Genomic DNA, 23,992 nt, shown 5'->3' on the forward strand with positions numbered 1-23,992 from the left:
ACCTTTCAGCGGCCCGCCTCGGCGGCGGGCTGCGACGGAGATTGTTCGGCGGGCTTGTCGTGCAGAGCCTCCAGGGCGCGCTGGCCGCGCCCGCCGAGAAAGTATTCGTGGATGAAGGGATGCGGGTACGCGATGACTTCGCGTGCCGCGCCGGTGACGATCACCTTCTGGTCGGCCAGCACCGCGATGCGGGTGCTCAGGTCGAACAGCGTGTCCAGGTCGTGCGTGACCATCACCACCGTGAGGCCCAGCTCGCGGTGCAGGCCGCGCAGCAGGTCGCAGAAACTGTCGGACGCCTCGGGGTCGAGGCCGGCCGTGGGCTCGTCGAGCAGCAGCAGCGGCGGGTCCATGATGAGCGCGCGCGCCAGCGCCACGCGCTTGATCATGCCGCCCGAGAGGTCTGATGGACTCTTGTTCGCATGCTGCGGGCCCAGGCCCACCATCTGCAGCTTCACCAGCGCCGCGTGGCGGATCAGCTCGTCGGGCAGCAGCTTCAGCTCGCGCAGCGGAAAGGCGATGTTCTCCAGCACGCTGAAGGCCGAGAACAACGCGCCGTGCTGGAACAGCATGCCCACGTTGGCCGCGCCCGATGCGCTGAGCTCGCCAGGCTCCTGGCCCAGCACCTCGACGTGGCCGCGCGTGGGTTTCTCGAGCCCGAGAATCTGGCGCAACAGCACCGTCTTGCCGGTGCCCGAGCCGCCGACCAGCGACAGCACCTCGCCACGGTCGATGTGCAGCTGCAGGTCGCGGTGCACCACCTGCTCGCCGTCGGGGCTCTGGAACACCGTCCACAGGCCGCGGATGTCCACCACGGTGGTGTAGGTGTCGGAGCGTACGGGCATGCTCATGGTGTCAGGCCCTGAATCCGATGCCCTTGAAGAGCACGGCGAAGAGCGCGTCTACGAGGATCACCGCGGTGATCGACGTGACGACCGACTGCGTGGTGCCGCGCCCGAGGCTCTCGGTGTTGGGCTTGACCTTCATGCCGAAGTAGCAGCCGATCAGCGCAATCAGAATGCCGAACACCGCCGACTTGGCCAGCGCCAGCCAGAGGTTTGAAATCGGCACCGCGCGCGGCAGCGCCGAAAGAAAGTAGGCGGGCGAAATATTGAGCGCCGCATCGGCCGCCAGCATGCCGCCCGCGAGCGCCGCCATCGAAGTCCAGAGGCTGATCAGCGGCATTGCAATGGCCAGCGCCAGCACGCGCGGCATCACGAGGCGAAAGCCGTGCGGGATGCCCATCACGCGCATTGCGTCGAGTTCTTCCGTTACCCGCATCACGCCGATCTGCGCCGTGATGGCCGAGCCCGATCGCCCGGCGATCAGCACGGCTGCCAGCACCGGCCCCAGTTCGCGGATCAGCGAGAGCCCGAGGATGTTCACCACGAAAGTCTCGGCGCCGTACTGCCGCAATTGCTGCGAGATCAGGTAGGCCAGCACCACGCCGATCAGCAGCCCGACCAGCGCCGTGATGTGCAGCGCCGTGGCGCCGAACTGATACAGGTGCCCCGAGAAATCGCGCCACGGCCCGCGGTGCGGCGCGCGAATCAGCCGGCCCACGTCGAGCGCCAGCTGGCCGATCAGGCTCGTGAAGTCGCGCACCACGTACATCGCGCGCGGCCCGTTGTGCGAGAACGCGCGGATGCGGTCGCTCAGCGAGGGCGGGGGCTCGTCCGGCGTGGCGACGGTGTACTGCGCCACCTGGTCGAGCACGGCCTTGTGCTGCGGCAACATTTCGAGCGTGGCCGGCCACTGGTGGCGCCAGTGTTCCCACAGCAACTGCGCGCCGATGTGGTCGAGCTGCCCGATGGGGCGCAGGTCCCACGCGCGGTCGTCGGCGGGCGGGGCGGTTTCCAGGCTTTTCGCCAGCGCCTGCCATGCCGGCTTGGACGACATCGCCAGCGTGGTCCAGCAGCCGCTGGCCACCGTCCACTGGCGGCCTTCCTGCTCCCGCTGCTCGACGCGAGGCCACGCGCTGTCGGCGGCGGAGGCGTCGGCAGTCGATGTGGCAGGGGACATAGGGCGGGTGAGCGGGAAAGTTAACAAAGGCGGGGGTGGAATCGCGCATCGTAACCGGGTGCATCCTGTGTGAAGGTGCTCCAGACCCCTCGTTTGCGTAGGGCACAACGCCGTTTCTTCAGGTTTTCTTCAGGGCAGGTGCGATCACGCTGAAAAGCCCTCGGACAGGGCTTCACGCAACCACCCCACAAAGGCCGTCACAGCCTGCGGCACATGCGTGGCGTAGGGCCGTATTGCATACAGCCGCTCGCCGAAAGCACCCACCGAGCGCCACTGCGGCAGCACCTGCTGCAGCTTGCCCGACTGCAGCGCCGCCTGCGCGCTGAAATCGGGCACCAGCGCAATGCCAAGCCCGCTCAGGGCCGCATCGCGCAGCGCCTCGCTGTTGTTCGCGACCAGCGGCCCCGAGACCGGCACCGTGATGCGCGGCGCCGAGGCCTTTGCCTCGAAGTGCCAGGTCGGCGTTTCCTGCGCGCGCGGGTAGTGCAGGCAGTCGTGCTCCGCCAGCGCCTGCGGCTCGCGCGGCGTGCCGCGGCGGCGCAGGTAGGCACGGCTGGCCACCAGCACCGAGCGGGTTTCGCACAGCGTCCAGGCCACGTGCGTGTCGGGCGGCGCGGCCGTGTGGCGGATGGCCAGGTCGAAGCCCTCCATCGCCAGCGAGCTGAGCCGGTCCGACAGATCGAGCTCGAGGCGCACCTCGGGCTGCGCGCGCAGGAAGTCGGCCAGCCGCGGCACCAGCTGCTGGCGCGCGAAGGCCACCGGCGCCGTTACCCGCACCAACCCGCGCGGCACCCCCGCGAGATCGCGCACGCCCGCGAAGCTGTGGGCAATCTGCTCGAAGGGGCCGCGCATGTCTTCCACCAGCCGCTGGCCGGCCTCGGTGAGCCGCACGCTGCGCGTGGTGCGCTGCACCAATGGCGCGCCGGCCGCGCGCTCCAGTTCGGCAATGCGCTGGCTCATGGCTGCCTTGCTCACACCCAGGCGCAGCGCCGCCGCCGTGAAGCTGCCCTGTTGCGCCAGCACCGTGAGCCAGTGCAGGTGCGTCCAGAGCGACTCGATATTTTGGGGTTTCATGGTTCTATTGTTCGCTATTGTGAACAATAAGTTCAGTCTTCGTGACTAGGCGCGGAACAAGGTGCTGCCTAAACTGATTGCACTCTTCCGCCAGCAAAGCCTTCTCAAAGCCCTCCCCATGCCCACCTCCATCGACCACTTCATCGCCGGCAAGCCTGCCGCCAACACCTCCGGCCGCACGCAGGACGTGACCAACCCCGCCACCGGTGCCGTCACCGGCAAGGTCGGCCTGGCCGACACCGCGCAGGTCGCGGCCGCCGTCGCCGCCGCGCAGGCCGCCTTCCCGGCCTGGGCCGACACCCCGCCCATCCGCCGCGCGCGCGTCATGTTCAAGTTCCTGCAGCTGCTCAACGAGCACAAGGACGAGCTGGCCCACCTCATCACCGCCGAGCACGGCAAGGTCTTCACCGACGCGCAGGGCGAAGTCAGCCGCGGCATCGACATCGTCGAGTTCGCCTGCGGCATTCCGCAACTGCTCAAGGGCGACTTCACCGACCAGGTGAGCACCGGCATCGACAACTGGACGCTGCGCCAGCCGCTGGGCGTGGTTGCCGGCATCACGCCCTTCAACTTCCCGGTGATGGTGCCGATGTGGATGTTCCCGGTGGCCATTGCCGCGGGCAACACCTTCGTGCTCAAGCCCAGCCCGACCGACCCGAGCGCCTCGCTGCGCATGGCCGAACTGCTGACGGAAGCCGGCCTGCCCGACGGCGTGTTCAACGTCGTGCAGGGCGACAAGGCCGCCGTCGACGCACTGCTCGAGCATCCGGACGTCAAGGCCATCAGCTTCGTCGGCTCCACGCCCATCGCCAACTACATCTACGAAACCGGCGCCCGTCACGGCAAGCGCGTGCAGGCCCTGGGCGGCGCGAAGAACCACATGGTGGTGCTGCCCGACGCCGACATCGACCAGACGGTCGACGCCCTCATCGGCGCGGGCTACGGCTCTGCCGGCGAGCGCTGCATGGCCATCAGCGTGGCGGTGCTGGTCGGCGACGTGGCCGACAAGATCATTCCCAAGCTCATCGAACGCACGAAGACACTGAAGGTGCTCAACGGCACCAATCTCGCCGCCGAGATGGGCCCGATCGTCACGCGCGCCGCGCACGAGCGCATCACCGGCTACATCGACCTGGGCGAGAAGGAAGGCGCGAAGCTGCTGGTCGACGGCCGCAACTTCAATGGAAGCACCGCTGGCGAAGGCTGCGGCGACGGTTTCTGGATGGGCGGCACGCTGTTCGACAACGTCACGCCCGAGATGCGCATCTACAAGGAAGAAATCTTCGGCCCGGTGCTCAGCTGCGTGCGCGTGGCCAACTTCAAGGACGCAGTCGACCTTGTCAACGCGCATGAGTTCGGCAACGGCGTGAGCTGCTTCACCCGCGACGGCAACGTGGCGCGCGAGTTCAGCCGCCGCATCCAGGTCGGCATGGTCGGCATCAACGTGCCGATCCCGGTGCCCATGGCCTGGCACGGCTTCGGCGGCTGGAAGCGCTCGCTGTTCGGCGACATGCATGCCTACGGCGAAGAGGGCGTGCGCTTCTATACCAAGCAGAAGTCGGTGATGCAGCGCTGGCCCGAGAGCATCGGCAAGGGCGCCGAGTTCGTGATGCCGACTGCCAAGTAAAAGCAGGCCCCCCGGCCACCGTCGCCGGGGTCTCTCCGATCCTTCGGGTTCTGAAACGTTTCTTCCGTAGAGTTCGCCATGACCGCCTAGAAACCCGGACGCATCCCGCGTCCAGCATCAGAAGACCAGAGAGGACCGAGGAGACATGGCTGCGAACAACAACACGAGGACTTTCCGAAACCCGGCTTCGGCCGGCGGCGCGCTCTGGCGGCTGCTGGCCCTGGCCGTGGCGCTCGTCGCGGCGCCGACGCTGCACGCTGCCGGCGTGCTCAGCGTGAGCCCGCAAGGCGAAGCGCGCGACGTGCGGCAGGTGTCGATCCGCTTCGACGCCGACATGGTGCCACTGGGCCAGAGCGAAGGCGCCGAGCCCGCGAACGTGCAGTGCTCGCCGCAGACGCCAGCAGGTCGCGCGCGCTGGATCGGTCCGCGCGCCTGGGCCTTTGAGTTCGAGAAGGATGTGCGTGGTGGGACGCGATGCAATGTCGTGTTCAAGGCTGGGCTGAAGACGCTGGCGGGCGAGGCGGTGACCACGCCGCCGGCTGCGAGCTTCGTGGCCGGCCCCCATGGTTTCTCTACTTCCTTTCCGGCCGAGGGCTCGCAGGTTGCGCCCGACCAGGTCTTCCTGCTGCGCCATTACGACCCCCAGCCCGTGGGTGATCCGCAGACGCTGGCGGCCGGCTTCACCTGCGAGCTGCGCGACGGCGACAAGGTGCAGAGCCAGCCGGCAGAGCTGGTCACCGGGGCCGCCCTGGCCTCGGCGCTGCGCGCAGCCCAGTCGGGTACCTATGCCTTGGCACTGCGCTGTGCGCAGCCGCTGCCCGAAGGCGTGCAATTGCGCTTGCGCCAGGCGCCCGTGGGCGGTGCCGAGCCGAAGCTCTTCAACTACACCACTCGTCCGCGCTTCACCGCGCGTGTCGAGTGCACGGTGCTCGATTACCCCCAGGGACAGAAGGCCTGCGACCCGCGACGGCCGGTCGAACTGACTTTCTCCGCCGGCATCGGCCTCATGAGGTCCGGCGGCATTCGCCTGACCGACGCGTCGGGCGCCGACCTGTCTTTCGATGCCGTCGACACATGGCGTCGTGACGAGGTTCGGCAGTTGCGCGTGATGCCGCCCAAGGGCAGCTTCGGCGAGGGAACCCGCTTCACTGTGCGCCTGCCCGAAGACTTCCGCGACGTGCTCGGCCGGCCGCTGGTCAACGCGTCGGAGTTTCCCAAGACAGTCGAATTCGCTCGCCTGCCGCCATATCTGGGTGTGGCCAACTCTCTCGCCGTCATGCCGTGGCAAGCCGGCAAGTCCGACGCAGTGGCGGCCTTTGCCGTGCGCCGCGTCGAGAAGTCGGTGCCGCTGCGGCAATGGCGGCTCGGCGGCGAGATGGGCGTGGGCATCGAGGCCTACGCCATCGAACTGCTGCAGAACCAGCAGGCCGGCCAGTGGCCCACCGAAGAGCTGAACGCCAAGGCAGGGGCACCGCGTACATCGACGCTGGCCACGCAGGGCGATGCAATGGAATTCGTCGGTGTGCCGCTCGCCGCGCCCGGCTTGCACGTGGTGCGCGCCGACAGCGCCGCCTTCACGCAATACATCGACACACGCCCGCTTGGTCCGAACGAAACCCGGGATGCCTCGCCACGCCAGCGCTATGCGGTGGTGCAGGCCACCAACCTCAACCCCGGCGCGAGCTTCGGCAATGCAGGTGCTTCGGTGATCTGGGTCACCGCGTTCGACAGCGCCAAGCCGGTGGCGGGCGCCGACGTGGCCGTGTACTCGTGCAACCGCGAACTGCTTTGGCGCGGCAAGACCGACGCGCAGGGCCTGGCCCGGCCGGACGAGGCCTTGCGCGGCAAGCTGGCGTGCAGCAACAACACCCGCGCCGTGACGCCACGCTACGGTGGCGGCGGCAACAACAGCCCTTGGGTGGTGGTGCGCGCCGGCGACGACATGGCGCTGATGCAGGTCTTCGCAGGGTGGAACGGCTTTTCCGTAGGCCGCGATGCGCAGAACTTCCGTGCCCACACCGTGCTCGACCGCACGCTGTTCAAGGCAGGCGAGACCGTCAGCATGCAGCACGTCGTGCGGCTGCTTGAAAGCCGCGGCTTCGCGCTGCCGCCGGCAGGCACGCTCGATATCGAGATTCGCTACAGCTGGAGCGACAAGGTGAGCACGTCCAGTGTGCCGCTCGGCCCCGACGGGAGCGCCACCAGCCAATGGACGATCCCGTTCGACGCCAAGCTCGGCAACTACACCGTGTTGGTGTTGCAGGGCGGCCGGCAGCTGGCCAGTGCGCAGTTCCAGGTCGAGGAGTTCCGCACGCCGGTGTTCGACAGCGAACTGCGCACCAAGGCGCTGTGGGAGCGTGATGCTCAACTCGCGGTGGTCGATGCGCGGCTGAGCTACTTCGCCGGCGGCGCCGCGGCCGGGCTGCCGGTGACCGTGCAGCAGGGCTGGGCGCGCCAGGTGCAAGGTCCGCAGCCCGGCTACGCGTTCTACGACGAAACGCTCGATGCCGTGCCTGCCATGCCGCCGTCCATTCCACCGCAGGCCACGAAGCTCGATGCCGCTGGCAGGACGCAACTGCGGCTCAAGGCGCCATCGCTGGAACGGCCGATGCTGCTGCAGACCGAGCTGAAGTTCCAGGACCCCAACGGCGAAACCCAGACCGTCGGCGCCAGCACCATGCTGTGGCCCGACCGCATGAAGCTCGGCCTGCGCGTGCGGGCGAAAGACCGGGATCGGCCGCAGGCCATCGAAGGCATTGCACTCGACGACCAGAACCGGCCGGTGGCCGACGAACCCGTGAGCGTGCGTGTCAAGCCGGTGCAGCGGAACTGGAACAACGGACAGACGCGAATCACCGACCTCGGCCCCGAGGTGGATGTGTGCAGCACCCGCACCGACGCGCAAGGGCGGTGGGCCTGCGAGTGGCAGTTACCCGCCGCGGTGTCGGGCCAGCAGGTGCCCGAGCAATGGCTGTTCAGCGCGAGCGCCAGCAGCCTGAAGCACAGCCGCGCCGTCGTGCGCACCGACATGCTGCAGTACCGCTGGACACTGGGCTGGCAGGAGGCGCTGGCCCGTTCAGCGCTGCAGCTGGAGAACGGACCGGCCTTCGGCCCTGGCGAGACCGCCATCGTGATCGCGCGTCCCGAGCGTCTGCCGGCGAACCTGCTGCTCACCGTGGAACGCGAAGGTGTGATGGCAGCCAGCGTGCATGCGATCACCGCGATGGCGCAGCGCATCGAACTGCCGCTGACTGCGCAACATGCGCCCAACGTGCATCTGGCGGCGCGCTATGTGTATCCGCTGCAGGACGCAGGCAAGGACGCACCGCTGGCGAGCGTGCAGCGCGCGGAGGTGCCGGTGCGTCCCGACGCGTGGACGCTTTCCGTCGGTTTGCGTCCCGAGGCTGCAACGGCGCGGCCGCGCACGCAGCTGCCGATGGAGGTGGCGGTGCGCGATGTCGCCGGCCAGCCCGTGGGGGGCGCGCGCGTCACACTGGTCGCGGTGGACCAGGCCCTGCTGGCGCTCAAGCCCAATGGCACCTGGGCGCTGGCCCGGGCGATGTTCGCGGCGCGCGGCAACTCGGTCACCAGCACGGCGCTCGATGCCCGCCTGTTGCGCCGGGTCGAGCTCGGTCTGCAGCCGCAGCACCGGCCGGACGACGAGGCCGCGCGCGGCTTGTTCGGCGCCGTACCGGGCGCTCCGGCCCCGGTCGCGGCCGCCGCGATGCGCGCCTCGAAGCCGGACGCGCCGGACGAACCGCCCCCGCGCACTGACCTCTCCTCGCTCATCCTCTGGCGCACCGACCTGCGCACCGACGCCCAAGGCATCGCCCGCGCCACCGTCCCGCTCAACGACGCACTCACCCAGTTCCGCATCGTCGCCATCGCCAGTGCGGGCGAGGCGCAATTCGGCCAGGGCGAGACCACCATCACCAGCACGCAGCCGCTGCAGATCTTCAGCGGCCTGCCCGAGCTGCTGCGCGCGGACGATGCCATCGTGCAGAAGCTCAGCCTGCGCAACACCGGCGCGTCGCCGCTTGCCGTGGTGCTCAAGGCCGAGGCCGTCGTCGAGCCCAATGGCGAATGGTCTGGCGCACGCGATGTGGTGCCCGCCGATGCATTGGCCGCGCGCGGCCTGAAGATCGAGCGCCGCGTGCAGCTTGCGGCCGGCCAGACGCAGGAAGTGCTGTGGCCTGTGGCCGTGCCCGGTGGTGCCGGCACGCTGCGCTGGCGCATCAGCGCGCAGGGCGGTGAAGAGCGCGACGCGCTGGAGATCACGCAGCGCGTGGTACCAGCACTGACCGCCACGGTGCGCCAGTCGACGCTGCTGTCGGTGGCCGACGCGGGCGCCGTGCCCGTCGTGCAACCGCGCGATGCCGTGCCGCTCACAGGCGGCGTGCGCGTGGCGCTGCAGTCCAGCCTCGTGGATGCAGCGCTGGCCGAATCCACGCGCTGGATGGCGCAGTACCCGTACAGCTGCCTCGAGCAGCAAAGCTCGCGCTACGTGTCGCTCGACGACCGCGCGAGTTGGGACAAGCTGATGGCCCAGCTGTCCAAGTACATCGACGGCAAGGGCCTGGCGCGCTACTTCCCCGAGTCCTCGCTGTCCGGCAGCGAGATGCTCACCGTGCAGCTGCTCGACCTCGCCCGCGCCAAGAGCTGGCCTGTGCCCGAGGCCCCGCGCCGCCAGATGCTCGATGCGCTCGATGCCCTGCTTCAAGGCCGCCTGGCCGCGCAAGACTGGGCGCCGCGCAATTACCTGGAGCCGCAGCAACTCGCCGCGCAGGCCACGCTGGTGGAGCATGGCCGCGCGAAGATCGTGGTCAAGCCCAAGGCGCTCGACGCGCTCTCGGCCCAGTCGCTGGTCGACTGGTCGCGCGCGCTCATGGCGATGCCCGCCGATGCCGAGCGCGATGCTGCGCTGAAGGAAGCCGGCGCGCAGCTGCGCAGCCGCTTCGACGTGCAAGGCACGCGCCTGCGCTGGCGCGATGAATCGTCGCTGCACTGGTGGTGGTTCATGTGGAGCGGCGACAGCACCGCCGCGCGCATGGCCCTGCTCGCGCAGCAATGGGCCGAGACCGACGCAAGCTGGAAGGCCGATGCGCCGCTCATCACGCAAGGGCTGGTCGGCCGCCAGAGCGCCGGCCGCTGGAGCACCACCACCGGCAATGCCTGGAGCACGGTCGCGCTGCGCCGCTTCCAGCAGCAGTTCGAAGCCGGCCCGGTCGATGGCGTGACGCGTGCCACGCTGGGCCGCGCCACGCGCGATGCGGCGTGGACCGATGCCAAGGCTCCGAGTGTGCTGCTGCCCTGGCCCGCGCAAGGCGCCCAGGGCACGCTGCAGTTGCGCCACGAAGGCAGCGGCAAGCCATGGGCCACCATCAGCACGCTGGCAGCAGTGCGCAACACGCAGCCCGTCGCCAACGGTCTCGTGGTACGCCGCAGCGTCACGCCGGTCGAGCAGAAGCGCAAAGGCCAGTGGTCGGTGGGCGACGTCTACCGGGTGCGGCTGGACCTCGAATCGACCGCCGAGCAGACCTGGGTGGTGGTGCGCGACGCCGTGCCCTCGGGCGCGAGCCAGCTCGGCCGCGGCCTGGGCCGCGAGAGCAATCTCGCGCAGCGCGGCGAGACCAGCGCGGGCTGGGCCTGGCCCAGCTACATCGAACGCGCCACCGACAGTTACCGTGCGTACTTCCGCTACGTGCCGCGCGGCAACTGGCGCGTGGAATACACCGTGCGGCTGAACAACGCGGGCGACTTCAAGCTGCCGCCGGTGCGCGTGGAGGCCATGTACGCGCCCGAAGTTTTCGGCGAGGGCACCGCCCAGACCATGACCGTGAAACCCTGAGAAAAAAGATGAGAGACAACGACAACACCTTCGACTACATCATCATCGGCGCGGGCACCGCCGGCTCGCTCATGGCGAACCGGCTCAGTGCCGACAAGAGCAAGCGCGTGCTGCTCATCGAAGCGGGCCGCAAGGACGACTACCACTGGATCCACATTCCGGTGGGCTACCTGTACTGCATCGGCAATCCGCGTACCGACTGGCTCTACAGCACCGAGCCCGACGCTGGCCTCAACGGCCGCGTGCTGCGCTACCCGCGCGGCAAGACGCTGGGTGGCTGCTCCAGCATCAACGGCATGATCTACATGCGCGGCCAGTCGCGCGACTATGAGCACTGGGCCGATCTCACCGGCGACGAAGGCTGGCGTTGGCAGAACGTGCTGCCGGCCTTCAAGAAGCACGAGGACTTCTACCTGGGCGCCGACGAAATGCACGGCGCCGGCGGCGAGTGGCGCATCGAGAAACAACGCCTGCGCTGGGACATCCTCGACGCCTTTGCCGAAGCCGCCTCGCAGGCCGGCGTGCCGCACACCGCCGACTTCAACCGCGGCAACAACGAAGGCGTGGGCTACTTCCAGGTCAACCAGAAGAACGGCTGGCGCTGGAACACCGCCAAGGCCTTCCTGCGCCCGACCTGCTATGGCAGGCCCAACTTCGAGCTCTGGACCGGCGCGCAGGTGTCGCGCCTGCTGTTCGAGACGCTGCCCGACGGCACGCGCCGCTGCACCGGCGCCGAGGTGTGGAACGGCAGCGAGATGACCACCGCGCACGCCACGCGCGAAGTGATCCTGAGCGCGGGCGCCATCGGCTCGCCGCAGATCCTGCAGCTCTCGGGCATCGGCCCGGCCGACCTGCTGCGCCAGCACGGCATCGACGTGGTGCTCGACGCGCCAGGTGTCGGCGCCAACCTGCAAGACCATCTGCAGATCCGCGCGGTCTACAAGATCGAGGGCGCGCCCACGCTCAACGTGATGGCTTCGTCGATGATCGGCAAGGCGAAGATCGGCCTCGAATATCTGCTCAAGCGCAGCGGCCCGATGAGCATGGCGCCGTCGCAGCTCGGCGCCTTCACGCGCAGCTCGCCCGATCGCGAATGGCCCAATCTGCAGTACCACGTGCAGCCGCTGTCGCTCGACGCCTTCGGCGATCCGCTGCACAGCTTTCCGGCCTTCACCGCGAGCGTGTGCAACCTCAACCCCACGAGCCGGGGCTCGGTGCGCATCAAGAGCAAGCGCTTCGAAGACGCGCCGGCCATCGCGCCCAACTACCTGAGCACCGACGAAGACCGCAAGGTGGCGGCCGATTCGCTGCGCGTCACGCGCCGCATCGCCGAGCAGCCCGCGCTTGCCAAGTACAAGCCGCAGGAGTGGAAGCCCGGCGTGCAGTACCAGACCGACGAAGACCTGGCGCGCCTGGCCGGCGACATCGCCACGACCATCTTTCATCCGGTGGGCACCACGAAGATGGGTGCCGGGAGCGACCCGATGGCCGTGCTCGATTCGCAACTGCGGGTGCGTGGGATTCAGGGCCTGCGCGTGGTGGATGCGGGCGCGATGCCGACCATCACCAGCGGCAACACCAACAGCCCTACGCTGATGATGGCGGAGAAGGCGGCCGGCTGGATTCTCGGCGGGGCCGGGGGCTAGCCTCGGCGGCCTGGCCTTTGCCCGCGAGGCGCGCCTTCGCGCCTTCGAGCATCAGGTCCACGCCGATCTCGAACAGCGCGTCGGGCCCGGCCCGGCGGTAGTGGGCGAACGCCTCGGCCAGTAGCGGACGCGAGGCTGCGGCGGCATCGAGCGCCTGCTGGCGCATCTCCGCGTCGGGCGGCGCTGCCTGTTCTTCCAGCACGCAGCCCACGGTGTAGCGGCCCAGCGCGATCAGCAGCGTCATCGCCTGCGTCGCCGGCACGCCCAGGTTGACCACGGCCGCGAGCTGGGCCTCGACCATGTCGAGGTCGCCCGGATCGGGTTCGGAGCCGGCATGCAGCCGCGCGCCGTCTCGCCGCGCCAGCAGCGCGCGGCGGAAGCTGTGCGCGTTCTCGCGCAGGAACCCGTCCCAGGTCTCGCCAGGCAGCGGCAGCTTGCGCTCGTGGGCGCGGTGCAGGATCTCGCTGTTCATCGCGTCGAGCAGAGCCCGCTTGTTCTTGAAATGCCAGTACAGCGCGGGCTGCTGCACGCCGAGCCGCTCGGCCAGCAGCCGGGTGCTGAGCTTGTCCATGCCGACCTCGTCGAGCAGCGCAAGCGCTGCCTCGAGGATCACTTCGCGGTCCAGTTTCATGTCGATGTCGATGCCAGTTCGTGCGGGTACTTCACAGCCTGGAATTTATCGCTGATAATTCCTTATCAATGATAAATTCCAACAGTTCTTCAGCTTCTTTCGCGACGAACGGCCGCCACGCGCAGTTCGTGATCCTCGCGATCGTCACGCTCGACGCCATCGGCATCAGCCTGGTCATGCCGATCGTGCCGAGCCTGCTGCGCGAGGTCGGCCACACCGGCGACCTAGGCTGGCACTTCGGCGCCTTTCTCTCGCTCTATGCGCTGATGCAGTTCCTCTGCGCGCCCGTGCTCGGTGCACTGAGCGACCGCTTCGGCCGCCGGCCGGTGCTGCTGGCTTCTGTGCTGGGCGCGGCTGTCGACGCGCTCTTCATGGCCTTCGCGCCCTCGCTGTGGATGCTGTTCGTGGGCCGCGCGATCGCGGGCATGACGGGCGCGAGCACCGCCGTGGCCTCCGCCGCCATCGCCGACCTCACGCCCGAGCACCAGCGCGCGCGCTGGTTCGGCCGCATGGGCGCCTGCTTCGGCCTGGGCTTCATCGCCGGGCCGGCGATCGGCGGCGTGCTCGGCGACCACGGCGTGCGGCTGCCGTTCATCGCGGCCGCACTGCTCAATGGCGTGACCTTTCTCGTGGGTCTGCTGGTGTTGCGCGAGTCGCGCCCGCCGGCACTCGCGTCGCAGCCCTTCGACCGCGGCGTGCTGCATCCGCTCGCGCCGCTGCGCTGGGCCGGGAGCTTTCCCGCGCTGCTGCCCTTGCTCGGCGTGTTCCTGCTGCTCGTGCTCGTGGGCGAAGTCGCCGGCACGACCTGGGTGCTCTACGGCCAGGACCGCTACGCCTGGAACGGCACCATGGTCGGCCTCTCGCTCGCGGTCTTCGGCCTGCTCCATGCGCTGGTGCAGGGCTTCGTGGCGGGCCCGCTGGTCGAGCGCTGGGGCGAACGCGCAGCCATCGCCGTCGGCACCATCGCCGACGGCACGGGCTATGCGCTGATCGCCTTCGCCACGCAGGGCTGGATGGTGATCGCACTGCTGCCGCTGCTGTGCATGGGCGGCGTCTGCGCGCCCGCGCTGCAGGCGACGCTCTCGGCGCGCGTGGGCGAGGCGCAGCAGGGGCGGCTGCAGGGCGTGCTCGCGAGCATCACCAGCCTGGCCGCGGTGTTCGGCCCGCTGCTCATCAGCCCGCTCTACTTCGCGTTCCGCACGCGCTTTCCAGGCATCGTGTGGCTGGCGGGGGCGTCGCTCTACCTGCTGTGCCTGCCGGTGCTGCTGCGCAGGACCAAGCAAACCGCCGCGCAGGGCTGACGAATCACTTCTCTATCGTCTTGTTCCAGCGTGCGTTCCATGCGGGGCGATTGGCGTTGATGCTTTCCCAGTCGATGGTGACTGCCGTCTTCATCCACTTGTTGATGTCCGCCACCTGCGCCGCGCCTTCACCCACGGCCGGGGCCTTGGGGTTGGTCGGGATCTGCGCGCCGTACTGCAGCACGTTGGCCTGCGCCACCGGGCTCAGCAGGAACTCGGCGAGCTTCTGCGACAGCTCGGGCTCGCTGTTGTTGGCGATCACGCACTGGCCGACCATGAGCACCACCGCGCCTTCCTTGGGCGGCGCGTACTCGACCGGAATGCCCTTGGTCTTGAGTGCGGCCACGGCCGTGGGCGTCAGCGGGAAGATCGCCGCCTCGCCGGTCTGAACCATCTCAGAGAGCTTGGCTGAGCTCGGGATGTACTCCAGCACGTTCGGCCCGATGGTGGTGGGCCAGGCCTTGAAGCCCGGCTCCACGTTCTTGTCGTTGCCGCCCTGGATGCGGTTGAACATCAGGAAGCCGTGCAGCCCGAAGGACGAGGACGACATCGACTGGAACACCACCTTGCCCTTGTACTTGGGGTCGGCCAGGTCCATCCACGAGGTGGGCGCGGCCCAGCCCTTTTCCTTGAACATCTTGGCGTTGTAGGCAAGGCCCGTCATGCCCAGGCTCACGCCGCTGGCCATGTCGTCCTTGAAGCGCGCGGCCGGGTAGATCTCGCTGAGCGACTGGCTGGGCTTCTGCTTCTGGCACAGGCCCATGCCGATGGCGCGCACCATCACGCCGTCGTCCAGGAACATCACGTGCATCTGCGGCTTGTCCTTGTTGGCCTGCGCCTTCGCGAGGATGTCGGACGAGGTGCCGGGCACCACCACCACCTTGGCACCGTAGGCCTTCTCGAAGGCCGGGAAGACGTACTGCGTGTACGCCTTCTCCATGGTGCCGCCGTTCATGCCGATATAGATGGTCTTGGTCTGCGCGCTGGCGCTGCCGGCGGCTGCGAGCAGCGCGGCAAGGAGGAGAAAGCGGGGGGACTTGGCGATGCGGTACATGGCGATGCTCTCCAATCAGGTTCAGGTGGGGGAAACGGTAAGGGGTTGTTCGTCGAAGCGCTCGATGGCGAAGGCGTCGATGGGCGTCTCGGTGCGCCCGTCGCGAGCCAGTTCGGCCAGCACTTCGCCGGCGGCCGGGCCGATCTGGAAGCCAGCGCCCGAGAAGCCGAAGCCGTGGAACAGGCCGGGCGTGGTGCGGCTGGGCCCGAGCACCGGTTCGCGGTCGGGCAGGTAGCCTTCGGTGCCGCCCCAGGTGCGGATGATGTGCGCATGGCGCAGCACGGGCAACAGCTCCACGGCCTGCATCGCGAGCGTGGCGATGGCGTCGCGCTCGGCGCGCGCGCGTTCGGCATCGAGCGTGATGCCCGTGCCGCCGCCGAGCACGAGATTGCCGCGCGCCACCTGCCGGCAGTAGATGCCGCCGCCTTCCACGCCAAGACTCCATTGCATGAAGTGCGGCACTGGCTCGGTCACCGCCATCACGGGGCTGCGCGCGCGCAGCGGCGGCGTCTCGCCGAACTGGCTGGCGATGGCGCCGGCCCAGGCGCCCGCGCAGTTGAGCAGCACGGGCGCCTGCACCTCGAGCGCGTTGCCGCTGCGCACCATGAACATGGCTCCGTCATGCGCGACCTCGTCGACCTTGTGGCGCTCGAAGATCTGCGCGCCCGCGCGCTGCGCCGCGAGCGCGAAGGCCGGCGACACGAGGCGCGGATTGGCCTGCCCGTCTTCCGCGCACAGCGAGCCGCCCACGGCGCGCGCGCCGAGCCAGGGGCACTGCTCGCGCAGGCGCGCGCCGGAGATCAGCTCAAGGCCCAGGTCGAAGTCGCTGCTCTGCGCGCGGTAGCGTTCGAGCGAGGCCATGTCCGATTCGCTGCGCGCGATCTTGAAATGGCCCGAGCGGATGTATTCGCCGTCGGTGCCCAGCAGCTCGGGCAGCTGGCCCCAGATACGGTGTGCGCGCTGCGTCAGCGGCAGCTGGCTCAATGACCGGCCCTGCCGGCGCACGCCGCCGAAGTTCACGCCGCTGGAGCGCGAGCCGCAGAGGTCGCGCTCCAGCAGCACCACGCCCAGGCCCATGCGGCGCAAGGCCAGCGCGGCCGAAGAGCCGACGATGCCGCCGCCGACGATGGCGACGTCGGTCTGCAGCTTCTTGATCGTGCTCATGCGCCGGCTCCTTCCGCGGGCACGAGCATGATCGGAATCGGCTTGATCGGCGCCTGCCCGCGCAGCCTGCCAACCTGCTGCAGCGGCTGGCCCGTGGCATGCGCGAGGATCTCCGCCGCCGCCACGCCGCACATGCGCCCCTGGCAGCGGCCCATGCCGACGCGCGACAGCGCCTTCAGGCGGTTCATCTCGTCGGCGCCGTTGGTGGCGACAGTCTGGCGCAGCGTGCCGGCCGTGATGTTTTCGCAGCGGCAGATCACGAGATCGTCGCTCGCGTGCGCGGCCCAGTCCTGCGGCACGGGGAAGGCGCGTTCGAGGCCCTGGCGGAATCCGGCGAGCTTGCCGAGCTTGCGTTCGAGTTCGGCGGCGCGTGCTGTGTCGACCGCTACGCCGCTGTCGGCCAGCAGCGCCAGTGCCGCGCGTTCGCCTGCCCACTCGGCCGCGTCCGCGCCCATGATGCCGGCGCCGTCGCCCGCGAGATACACGCCCTCGACGCTGGAGCGCCCGGCCGCATCGCGCACCGGCAGGTGGGCGCGGTGCATCGGCGCGTAGTCGAATCGGCAGCCGAGCAGGTCGGCGAGCTGCGTTTCGGAGCGCAGCGCGTAGCCAAAGCCGATGGCATCGCAGGCCAGTGTGCGTTCTTCGTTGCCGTCTTGCCATGCCACGCCGGTGACGCGGCCCTGCGCCTCGTCGCCGAGCACGCGCAGCGGCCGCACGCCGCTGTGCAGCGCCACGCCGTGCGCGCGCAGCCAGCCCACGTAGTACACGCCCTTCGCGAACACGGAGGGCTGCGTCAGCATCGCGGGCGTGGCGGCGATCTGGTCGGCCAGGCGCGCGATGTCGAGCACCGCAGCCACTTCCACGCCGGCCTTCGCGTACTGGTACGCCACCAGGTACAGCAGCGGCCCGGTGCCCATGAACACAACGCGGCGCCCGATGGCGCAGCCCTGGAACTTGAGCGCGACCTGCGCGCCGCCGAGCGTGTAGACGCCGGGCAGCGTCCAGCCCGGCACCGGCAGCACGCGGTCGGTGGCGCCGGTCGCAACGATCAGGTGGCTGTAGGGCACGCGACGGGTGCTGCACGTGGGGTTGTGCATCACGTCGAGCTTGTGGTCCTGTGCGTTCCACACGAGGCTGTCGGGGTGGTGGTCAATGCGGCCCTGTAGTGCATCGAAGGCCGAGTGCACGGCGTCGGCGCGCTTCGACTCGAAGCCGTAGAGCGTTCGCGCGGTGCGCTGCGCGAGGCTTGCGGGCGGACGGCGATAGATCTGCCCGCCGGCGCGCGACGCCTCGTCGATCACCACAGGCCGCAGGCCATGCGCCACCAGCGTCTGCGCCGCGCGCACGCCGGCCGGGCCGGCGCCGACGATCGCGGGGCGGATTTCGATTGCCGTCGTCATGCGCCATTCCTTCCCGTGACCAGCGCCATGCCGGGCGCGATGAAGGTCGAGCAGGCGCGCAGCCGTTCGCCTTCGCTGGTGGAGATCCAGCAGTCCTGGCAGGCGCCCATCATGCAGAAGCCGGCGCGCGGCAGGTTGCTGAATTCGTTGCGGCGCAGCTGGGCGCATTGCGTGAGCACGGCCGTGAGCACGGTGTCGCCGGCCAGTGCGCTCGCGGGTGCGCCGTCGAGGGTGAATGGCACGGCGTCGCGGCCGTTGGTTTCGGCCACACGGTGCAGCAGTGCGTTCGAAGTTGTCGTTGTCGTCATTGCTTATCTGCGCCCCACCAGCACGCGATCGAGTCCGTAAACACGGTCGAGCAGCACCATCGCGAAGGCCGTGATCGCCACCATCAGCGCCGACACCGCCGCCATCAGCGGATCGATCGACTCGGTCGCATACATGTACATGCGCACCGGCAGCGTCACCGTGCTTGGTGCGGTGACGAAGATCGACATCGTCACTTCGTCGAAGCTGTTGATGAACGACAGCATCCAGCCGCCCGTCACGCCCGGAAGGATCATCGGCAGCGTGATGCGGCGGAACACCGTGGCCTGGCTCGCGCCCAGCGACAGCGCAGCCTGCTCGGCACTGCGGTCGAAGCCCACCAGCGCCGCCACCACCAGCCGCAGCGTGTAGGGCGTGACGATGAGCGCATGCGCCATCACCAGCCAGCCGAAGCTGCCCGTGCCGCCGACCAGCGCGAACAGCCGTAGCAGCGCCACGCCCAGCACCAGGTGCGGCACGATCAGCGGCGACAGGAACAGGCCGTTGAGGAAGTTGCGTCCCGGAAACTCATAGCGCGTGATCGCCATGCCGGCTGGCACCGCGAGCAGCGTCGCGATGGTGGCCGAGCTCAGCGCGAGCCACAGGCTGTTCCAGAACGACTGCATGAAGTCGGGGTGCGCGAACACTGCCTTGAACCAGCGCAGCGAGAAGTGCGTGGTCGGAATGGTCAACGTGTTCTCGGGCGTGAACGCCACGATGCACACCACCACCAGCGGCGCCAGCATGAAGACGATGACGAGCGCGTTGAACGCGAGGGCGATGGGGCCGTTCTTGTTCATCGCTTCAGCCCAGCGCTTTCTTGTAGCGGCCTTCTACCAGGCGGTTGTAGCTCAGCATCACGACGAGATTGGCCACCAGCAGAACCAGCGCCACGGCTGCGCCGAGCGGCCAGTTGAGCTCGCTGAGGTATTCGTCGTAGACGATGGTCGCCACCATCTTCAGGCGTCGCCCGCCCAGCAGCCCCGGAATGGCGAACGAACTCGCAGCAAGACCGAACACGATCAGGCTGCCCGAGAGAATGCCCGGCATCACCTGCGGCAGCACGATGCGCCGCAGCGTGGTGAAGGGCGTGGCGTTGAGCGAGAGCGCTGCGTTCTCGACACCCGGGTCGAGCTTCTGCAGCGATGTCCACACCGGGATCACCATGAAGGGCAGCATCACGTGCACCAGCGCGATGACCACGGCCGTGCTGGTGTAGAGGATCTTCACTGGGCCGATGCCGAGCAGGCCCAGCAGGCCGTTCACAGCGCCCTCGGGGCCCAGCAGCATGCTCCAGCCGAAGGCGCGCACCACCACCGACACCAGCAGCGGCGCCAGCACCACCAGCAGCAGCACCGAGCGCCACGGGTTGCGCATGCGGCTCAGCAAATAGGCTTCGGGCGCACCGACCAGCACGCAGATCAGCGTGACAAGGGCCGAGACCCAGAAGGTGCGCCAGAAGATGCCGAGGTAGTACGAGTCGGAGAACACCAGCGCGTAGTGCGCGAGCGTGAACTCGCCGGACTTGGGGCCGGTGGCCGGGTCGTACACGTTGAACGACAGCACAGCCGTGAGCGCGAGCGGCACCAGCAGCAGCGCGGTGAACAGCAGCAGCGCGGGGCCGGAGAGCCACCAGGGCGTGGCCTTGCTCTTCAATACGCTGCTCATGCCGCGACAGCCTTTTCTTCCGCTGGCAGCAGCCGCATGCAGTGCGCCGGCCAGTCGAGGCCCGTGCGGCTGCCTTCTTCCAGTGCTTCGCGCCCGTCGTTGGGGCTCAGCACCGTGAGATCGCCGACGGACGTGGCCACGCGGTAGAGCCACTGGCTGCCGAGGAAGAAGCGCTCCTGCACTTCGCCGTCGAGGCGGCCTTGGCCCGGCGGCACCAGCTGCAGCTTTTCGGGCCGCACGCTCAGCAGCGCGGCGGCGTCGACGCTGAAGCCCGTGTCGTCCACGTCGAGCGAGAGCGCGCCAACCTCGACGCAGGTGCGCGTGGCGCCGCTGTTCGACACGCGGCAGTCGAGCAGGTTGGCCTTGCCCACGAAGGTGGAAATGAAGCGCGTGCTCGGGTGTTCGTACACGCGCTGCGGGTGGTCGATCTGCGTGGCGCAGCCGCCTTCCATCACCACCACGCGGTCGCTGATCGACATGGCCTCGCTCTGGTCGTGCGTGACCATCACCGTGGTGGTGCCGACCTTGCGCTGGATCTGGCGCAGCTCGAACTGCATTTCCTCGCGCAGCTTGGCGTCGAGGTTGGACAGCGGCTCGTCGAGCAGCAGCACCGGCGGCTCGATCACCAGCGCGCGCGCCAGCGCCACGCGCTGCCGCTGGCCGCCCGACAGTTCACGCGGGTAGCGCGCGGCATGCGCTTCGAGGTGCACCAGCGCCAGCGCCTGCTTCACGCGCTCGATGCGCTCGGCCTTGGGCATCTTGCGCATCTCGAGGCCGAAGCTCACGTTGTCGGCCACCGTCATGTGCGGGAACAGGGCGTAGGTCTGGAACACGATGCCCAGCCCGCGCGTGTTGGCCTTGGCATGCGTGATGTCCTTGCCCGCGAGCTCGATGCGGCCGCTGCTCACGGCCTCGAAGCCAGCAATCATCTGCAGCGTGGTGGTCTTGCCGCAGCCCGAGGGGCCGAGCAGCGAGACGAACTCGCCCTTTTCCACAGTGAGGCTCATGGCCGACACCGCGCGGGTGGCGCCATAGAACTTGGTCACGTCGGTAAGCCGGAGGAATGACATGGAACGGGCCTTTCTTCGGGGGCGAAAAGATGGCTTCAGGCACCTTGTTTCACCTTGGTGCGGGCCATGGACAGCTTGCTGCTCTTGATTCACTCTATTGCAACGATTGCGCCAGATCGCCTCGGGTATTCCATTAATCAGAATCTTTCTTCAATTTATTCCGATCAATGGAATATGATGGCTGCGATTGATACATCGGATTCCACAGGAGCAAGGTATGGAGACCTCTTCGGCGTCGCCGGCGGCCAGCGGCGGCGTGCCGCGCGTCTTTTCGGTGATCCGCGCGCTCGGCGCGGTGCAGGCCGAAGGCGGCCGCGTGACCCAGATCGCACGTTCCGTGGGCCTCACGCAGGCCACCACGCACCGTTTGCTGCAATCGCTCATGGCCGAAGGCATGGTCGAGCAGGACGAGCGCAGCAAGCTCTACCGGCTGAGCATCGACTTCTTCGCGTTGGCAGCGAGCGCTGGCAACCCGGGCGACCTGCGCTCCATTTGCCGGCCGGTGCTCTTGCGGCTGTGCGCGAGCCTGGGTGACAGCATCTTTCTATTGGCGCGCAGTGGCTTCGACGCGGTGTGCCTTGACCGCAGCGAAGGGCCGTTCCCGATTCGCTCGTTCACCGGCGACATCGGCGGGCGCATCGCGCTGGGCGTGGGGCAGGGCGCGCTGGCGATCCTGGCCTTCCTGCCCGAGGCCGAGCGTGAAGAGGTGATCCGCTTCAACCTCTCACGCGTGCGCGAGTACGGCGTGTACGACGAGGTGTATCTGCGCACCGAGATCGAGCGCGTGCGGCAGGCGGGCTATGCGGGGCGCAACACGGGCCTGCTCGAAGGCATGGCGGGCGTGGCCGTGCCGATCCTCGACCGCGAGGGGCGTGCCGTGGCGGCACTGAGCGTGGGCACGATTGCCGACCGGCTCAATGCGGACCGCATGCCGACGGTGGTCGAGCTGCTCAAGCGCGAGGCAGCGGCCATCGGGCCGAAGATCAATCCGTTCGATGCGACGTTGAGGAGGCCGGCGCAGAGCCTGGCGGGGTCGCCGGCGAGCCAGAAGATTTCGTTGCCCGAGGCGCCCGGGCCGGGCTGAGTGAGGAATCTCCCATGAACAACCCCTCGATCCTCTACCCCGTATTCGCCCTCGCCGGCCTCACCGGCCTGGTGCTGCTGCTCATCCCCATCGTGCGCATCCGCGCCGTGCGGCGCCGCGAGGTCCGGGGCATCGATTTCAAGCTGGGCGAATCGGCGGCCGTGCCCGACGCCGTGCGCATCCCGAATCGCAACTACATGAACCTGCTGGAGCTGCCGGTGCTGTTCTATGTGGTGTGCCTGCTCTTCTATGTAGCGGTGCTGCCCACGCCCACGGCGATCTGGCTGGCCTGGGCGTACGTCGGCCTGCGCGCGCTGCACAGCGTGGTGCACCTGACCTACAACCATGTGATCCACCGGCTGGTGCTGTTCGCCGCGAGCAACGGCGTGCTGGTGGTGCTGTGGGTGATGGCGGCCACCCGGTTGGTGCGCTAGGCGCACATGAATCGTGCGAGTTCATTCCTGAAACGCATCAGGTCCTTCCATATTTTCACTAGGCAAGAGCGCGGGATTCGCAGATATTGACCGGGTCCTCCTTTCTCCTCCTTCCCGGAGCGCGTCCATGTCCGAAGCCAACACCTCCCCCTCCGTCGCCACCGAAGTCGAGCAGCTGCTGCAGCGTCTGGGCGTGCCCCCCGAGGCCCACACCGGCGGCGAGCTGACGGTGCGTTCGCCCGTCAGCGGCGAGGTGATTGCGCAGGTGCCGCAGACCTCGCCGGCCGAGGCCACCGCTGCCATCGGCCGTGCGCACGAGGCTTTCAAGGCCTGGCGCAACGTGCCGGCGCCGCGCCGCGGCGAGCTGGTGCGGCTGCTGGGCGAAGAACTGCGCGCCGCCAAGCGCGACCTGGGCCTGCTCGTCACGCTGGAGGCCGGCAAGGTCCCGTCCGAGGGCGCGGGCGAGGTGCAGGAAATGATCGACATCTGCGACTTCGCGGTCGGCCTCTCGCGCCAGCTCTACGGCCTCACGCTGGCCACCGAGCGCGCCGAGCATCGCATGATGGAAACCTGGCACCCGCTGGGCGTGTGCGGCGTGATCTCGGCCTTCAACTTTCCGGTGGCCGTATGGTCGTGGAACGCGGCGCTGGCGCTGGTGTGCGGCGACTCGGTGGTGTGGAAGCCGTCTGAAAAAACGCCGCTGACCGCGCTGGCCGTGCACGCCATCGCGCAGCGCGCCATCGAACGTTTCGGCGATGCGCCCGAAGGCCTGCTCGGCCTGCTGCTGGGCCAGCGCGACGTCGGCGAGGTGCTGGTCGACGACCACCGTGTGCCGATTCTCTCGGCCACCGGCTCGACCGCCATGGGCCGGCAGGTGGGGCCGAAGCTGGCCGCACGCTTTGCCCGCGCCATTCTCGAACTCGGCGGCAACAACGCTGCCATCGTCACGCCCTCGGCCGACCTCGACCTCGCACTGCGCGGCATCGCCTTCGCGGCCATGGGCACGGCCGGCCAGCGCTGCACCACGCTGCGTCGCCTGTTCGTGCACGAGAGCGTGTACGACCAGCTGGTGCCCAAGCTCGCCAAGGTCTACGGCAACGTGCAGGTGGGCGACCCGCGCGAGGCCGGCACGCTGGTCGGTCCGCTGATCGACCGTGCGGCCTTCGACGGCATGCAAAAGGCGCTCGGTGAATGCCGCGAGATCGGCGCCAAGGTGCACGGCGGCCAGCGCGTCGAAGGCATCGGCACCAAGGACGCCTACTACGTGCGCCCCGCGCTGGTCGAGCTGAAGTCGCATGAGGGCCCCGTGCTGCGCGAGACCTTCGCACCCATCCTGTACGTGGTGCGCTACAGCACGCTCGACGAAGCCATCGAGCTGCACAACGCAGTGGGCGCGGGCCTGTCGTCGTCGATCTTCACGCTGAACATGCGCGAGGCCGAGCGCTTCATGTCGAGCGCGGGTTCGGACTGCGGCATCGCCAACGTCAACATCGGTCCGAGCGGCGCGGAGATCGGCGGCGCCTTCGGCGGCGAGAAGGAAACCGGCGGCGGGCGCGAAGCCGGCTCCGACAGCTGGAAGGCGTACATGCGCCGCGCCACAAACACCATCAACTACTCCACCGCCTTGCCGCTCGCGCAAGGCGTGACCTTCGACATCGGCGACTGA

18 protein-coding genes are annotated in these 23,992 nt (G+C 68.7%); 7 read left to right on the plus strand and 11 right to left on the minus strand.

Annotated features, from left to right (window positions below; genetic code table 11):
* Positions 1-5 precede the first annotated feature (5 nt).
* The 3 genes from BMW87_RS13305 to BMW87_RS13315 all read right to left on the minus strand — a co-directional run bounded on the left by BMW87_RS13305 (position 6) and on the right by BMW87_RS13315 (position 3,093).
* Complete coding sequence (locus BMW87_RS13305; protein WP_093053581.1) at positions 6-848, minus strand: ABC transporter ATP-binding protein; 843 nt, start codon at positions 846-848, stop codon at positions 6-8.
* 4 nt (positions 849-852) lie between these two features.
* Positions 853-2,019: an MlaE family ABC transporter permease gene (locus BMW87_RS13310; RefSeq protein WP_093053583.1), complete on the minus strand. Its 1,167-nt coding sequence runs from the start codon at positions 2,017-2,019 to the stop codon at positions 853-855.
* A 144-nt stretch (positions 2,020-2,163) separates the two neighbouring features.
* Entirely contained in the window at positions 2,164-3,093 is a 930-nt protein-coding gene (locus BMW87_RS13315; protein ID WP_093076771.1) for a LysR family transcriptional regulator, read from the minus strand.
* Positions 3,094-3,211: 118 nt separating this feature from the next.
* Here BMW87_RS13315 and BMW87_RS13320 point away from each other — a divergent pair, with 118 nt between their 5' ends.
* From BMW87_RS13320 to BMW87_RS13330, 3 genes are all read left to right on the plus strand, one after another.
* Positions 3,212-4,720 (plus strand): CoA-acylating methylmalonate-semialdehyde dehydrogenase, encoded by a 1,509-nt coding sequence (locus BMW87_RS13320; RefSeq protein ID WP_093076773.1) that lies wholly within the window; start codon positions 3,212-3,214, stop codon positions 4,718-4,720.
* Positions 4,721-4,865: 145 nt separating this feature from the next.
* A complete protein-coding gene (locus BMW87_RS13325) occupies positions 4,866-10,568 on the plus strand; it encodes an alpha-2-macroglobulin family protein (protein ID WP_093076774.1) in 5,703 nt (1,900 codons plus the stop codon).
* 8 nt (positions 10,569-10,576) lie between these two features.
* On the plus strand, positions 10,577-12,214 hold the full coding sequence (locus tag BMW87_RS13330; RefSeq protein WP_093076776.1) for a GMC family oxidoreductase: 1,638 nt from the start codon (positions 10,577-10,579) through the stop codon (positions 12,212-12,214).
* Here BMW87_RS13330 and tetR read toward each other — a convergent pair.
* The gene (gene tetR, locus BMW87_RS13335; RefSeq protein ID WP_093076777.1) at positions 12,156-12,845 is read right to left on the minus strand and encodes a tetracycline resistance transcriptional repressor TetR; all 690 of its coding nucleotides are present in this window, start codon (positions 12,843-12,845) and stop codon (positions 12,156-12,158) included. The genes BMW87_RS13330 and tetR overlap by 59 nt on opposite strands.
* Positions 12,846-12,913: 68 nt before the next feature.
* Here tetR and tet point away from each other — a divergent pair, with 68 nt between their 5' ends.
* Positions 12,914-14,146 carry a Tet(A)/Tet(B)/Tet(C) family tetracycline efflux MFS transporter gene (gene tet, locus BMW87_RS13340; RefSeq protein ID WP_093076779.1) on the plus strand — a complete coding sequence of 411 codons (1,233 nt, stop codon included), beginning with the start codon at positions 12,914-12,916 and terminating at the stop codon, positions 14,144-14,146.
* A 4-nt stretch (positions 14,147-14,150) separates the two neighbouring features.
* On the opposite strand, the gene BMW87_RS13345 is transcribed toward tet, so the two are convergent.
* The 7 genes from BMW87_RS13345 to BMW87_RS13375 are packed head-to-tail and all read right to left on the minus strand — an operon-like array spanning position 14,151 to position 20,808.
* Positions 14,151-15,200: an ABC transporter substrate-binding protein gene (locus BMW87_RS13345; protein ID WP_093077163.1), complete on the minus strand. Its 1,050-nt coding sequence runs from the start codon at positions 15,198-15,200 to the stop codon at positions 14,151-14,153.
* 21 nt (positions 15,201-15,221) lie between these two features.
* Positions 15,222-16,364, minus strand: coding sequence for an NAD(P)/FAD-dependent oxidoreductase (locus BMW87_RS13350; protein ID WP_093076780.1), 1,143 nt, complete (start codon positions 16,362-16,364; stop codon positions 15,222-15,224).
* Complete coding sequence (locus BMW87_RS13355) at positions 16,361-17,764, minus strand: NAD(P)/FAD-dependent oxidoreductase (RefSeq protein ID WP_093076782.1); 1,404 nt, start codon at positions 17,762-17,764, stop codon at positions 16,361-16,363. Before BMW87_RS13355 ends, BMW87_RS13350 begins: the two co-directional genes overlap by 4 nt.
* A complete protein-coding gene (locus BMW87_RS13360; RefSeq protein WP_093076783.1) occupies positions 17,761-18,072 on the minus strand; it encodes a (2Fe-2S)-binding protein in 312 nt (103 codons plus the stop codon). The genes BMW87_RS13355 and BMW87_RS13360 overlap by 4 nt, the downstream gene beginning before the upstream one ends.
* A 3-nt stretch (positions 18,073-18,075) precedes the next feature.
* Positions 18,076-18,870 (minus strand): ABC transporter permease, encoded by a 795-nt coding sequence (locus BMW87_RS13365; RefSeq protein WP_093053612.1) that lies wholly within the window; start codon positions 18,868-18,870, stop codon positions 18,076-18,078.
* Positions 18,871-18,874: 4 nt separating this feature from the next.
* On the minus strand, positions 18,875-19,738 hold the full coding sequence (locus BMW87_RS13370) for an ABC transporter permease (protein WP_093076785.1): 864 nt from the start codon (positions 19,736-19,738) through the stop codon (positions 18,875-18,877).
* Positions 19,735-20,808, minus strand: coding sequence for an ABC transporter ATP-binding protein (locus BMW87_RS13375; RefSeq protein WP_093076787.1), 1,074 nt, complete (start codon positions 20,806-20,808; stop codon positions 19,735-19,737). Before BMW87_RS13375 ends, BMW87_RS13370 begins: the two co-directional genes overlap by 4 nt.
* A gap of 217 nt (positions 20,809-21,025) precedes the next feature.
* On the opposite strand from BMW87_RS13375, the gene BMW87_RS13380 reads away from it, so the two are divergent.
* From BMW87_RS13380 to BMW87_RS13390, 3 genes are all read left to right on the plus strand, one after another.
* On the plus strand, positions 21,026-21,892 hold the full coding sequence (locus tag BMW87_RS13380) for an IclR family transcriptional regulator (RefSeq protein ID WP_093053620.1): 867 nt from the start codon (positions 21,026-21,028) through the stop codon (positions 21,890-21,892).
* A gap of 14 nt (positions 21,893-21,906) precedes the next feature.
* On the plus strand, positions 21,907-22,326 hold the full coding sequence (locus tag BMW87_RS13385) for an MAPEG family protein (protein ID WP_093053626.1): 420 nt from the start codon (positions 21,907-21,909) through the stop codon (positions 22,324-22,326).
* Between the two features lie 127 nt (positions 22,327-22,453).
* A complete protein-coding gene (locus tag BMW87_RS13390; protein WP_093053629.1) occupies positions 22,454-23,992 on the plus strand; it encodes an L-piperidine-6-carboxylate dehydrogenase in 1,539 nt (512 codons plus the stop codon).

This window comes from Variovorax sp. OV084 (assembly GCF_900111625.1).
In the GTDB taxonomy this organism is placed as follows: Bacteria; Pseudomonadota; Gammaproteobacteria; order Burkholderiales; family Burkholderiaceae_C; genus Variovorax.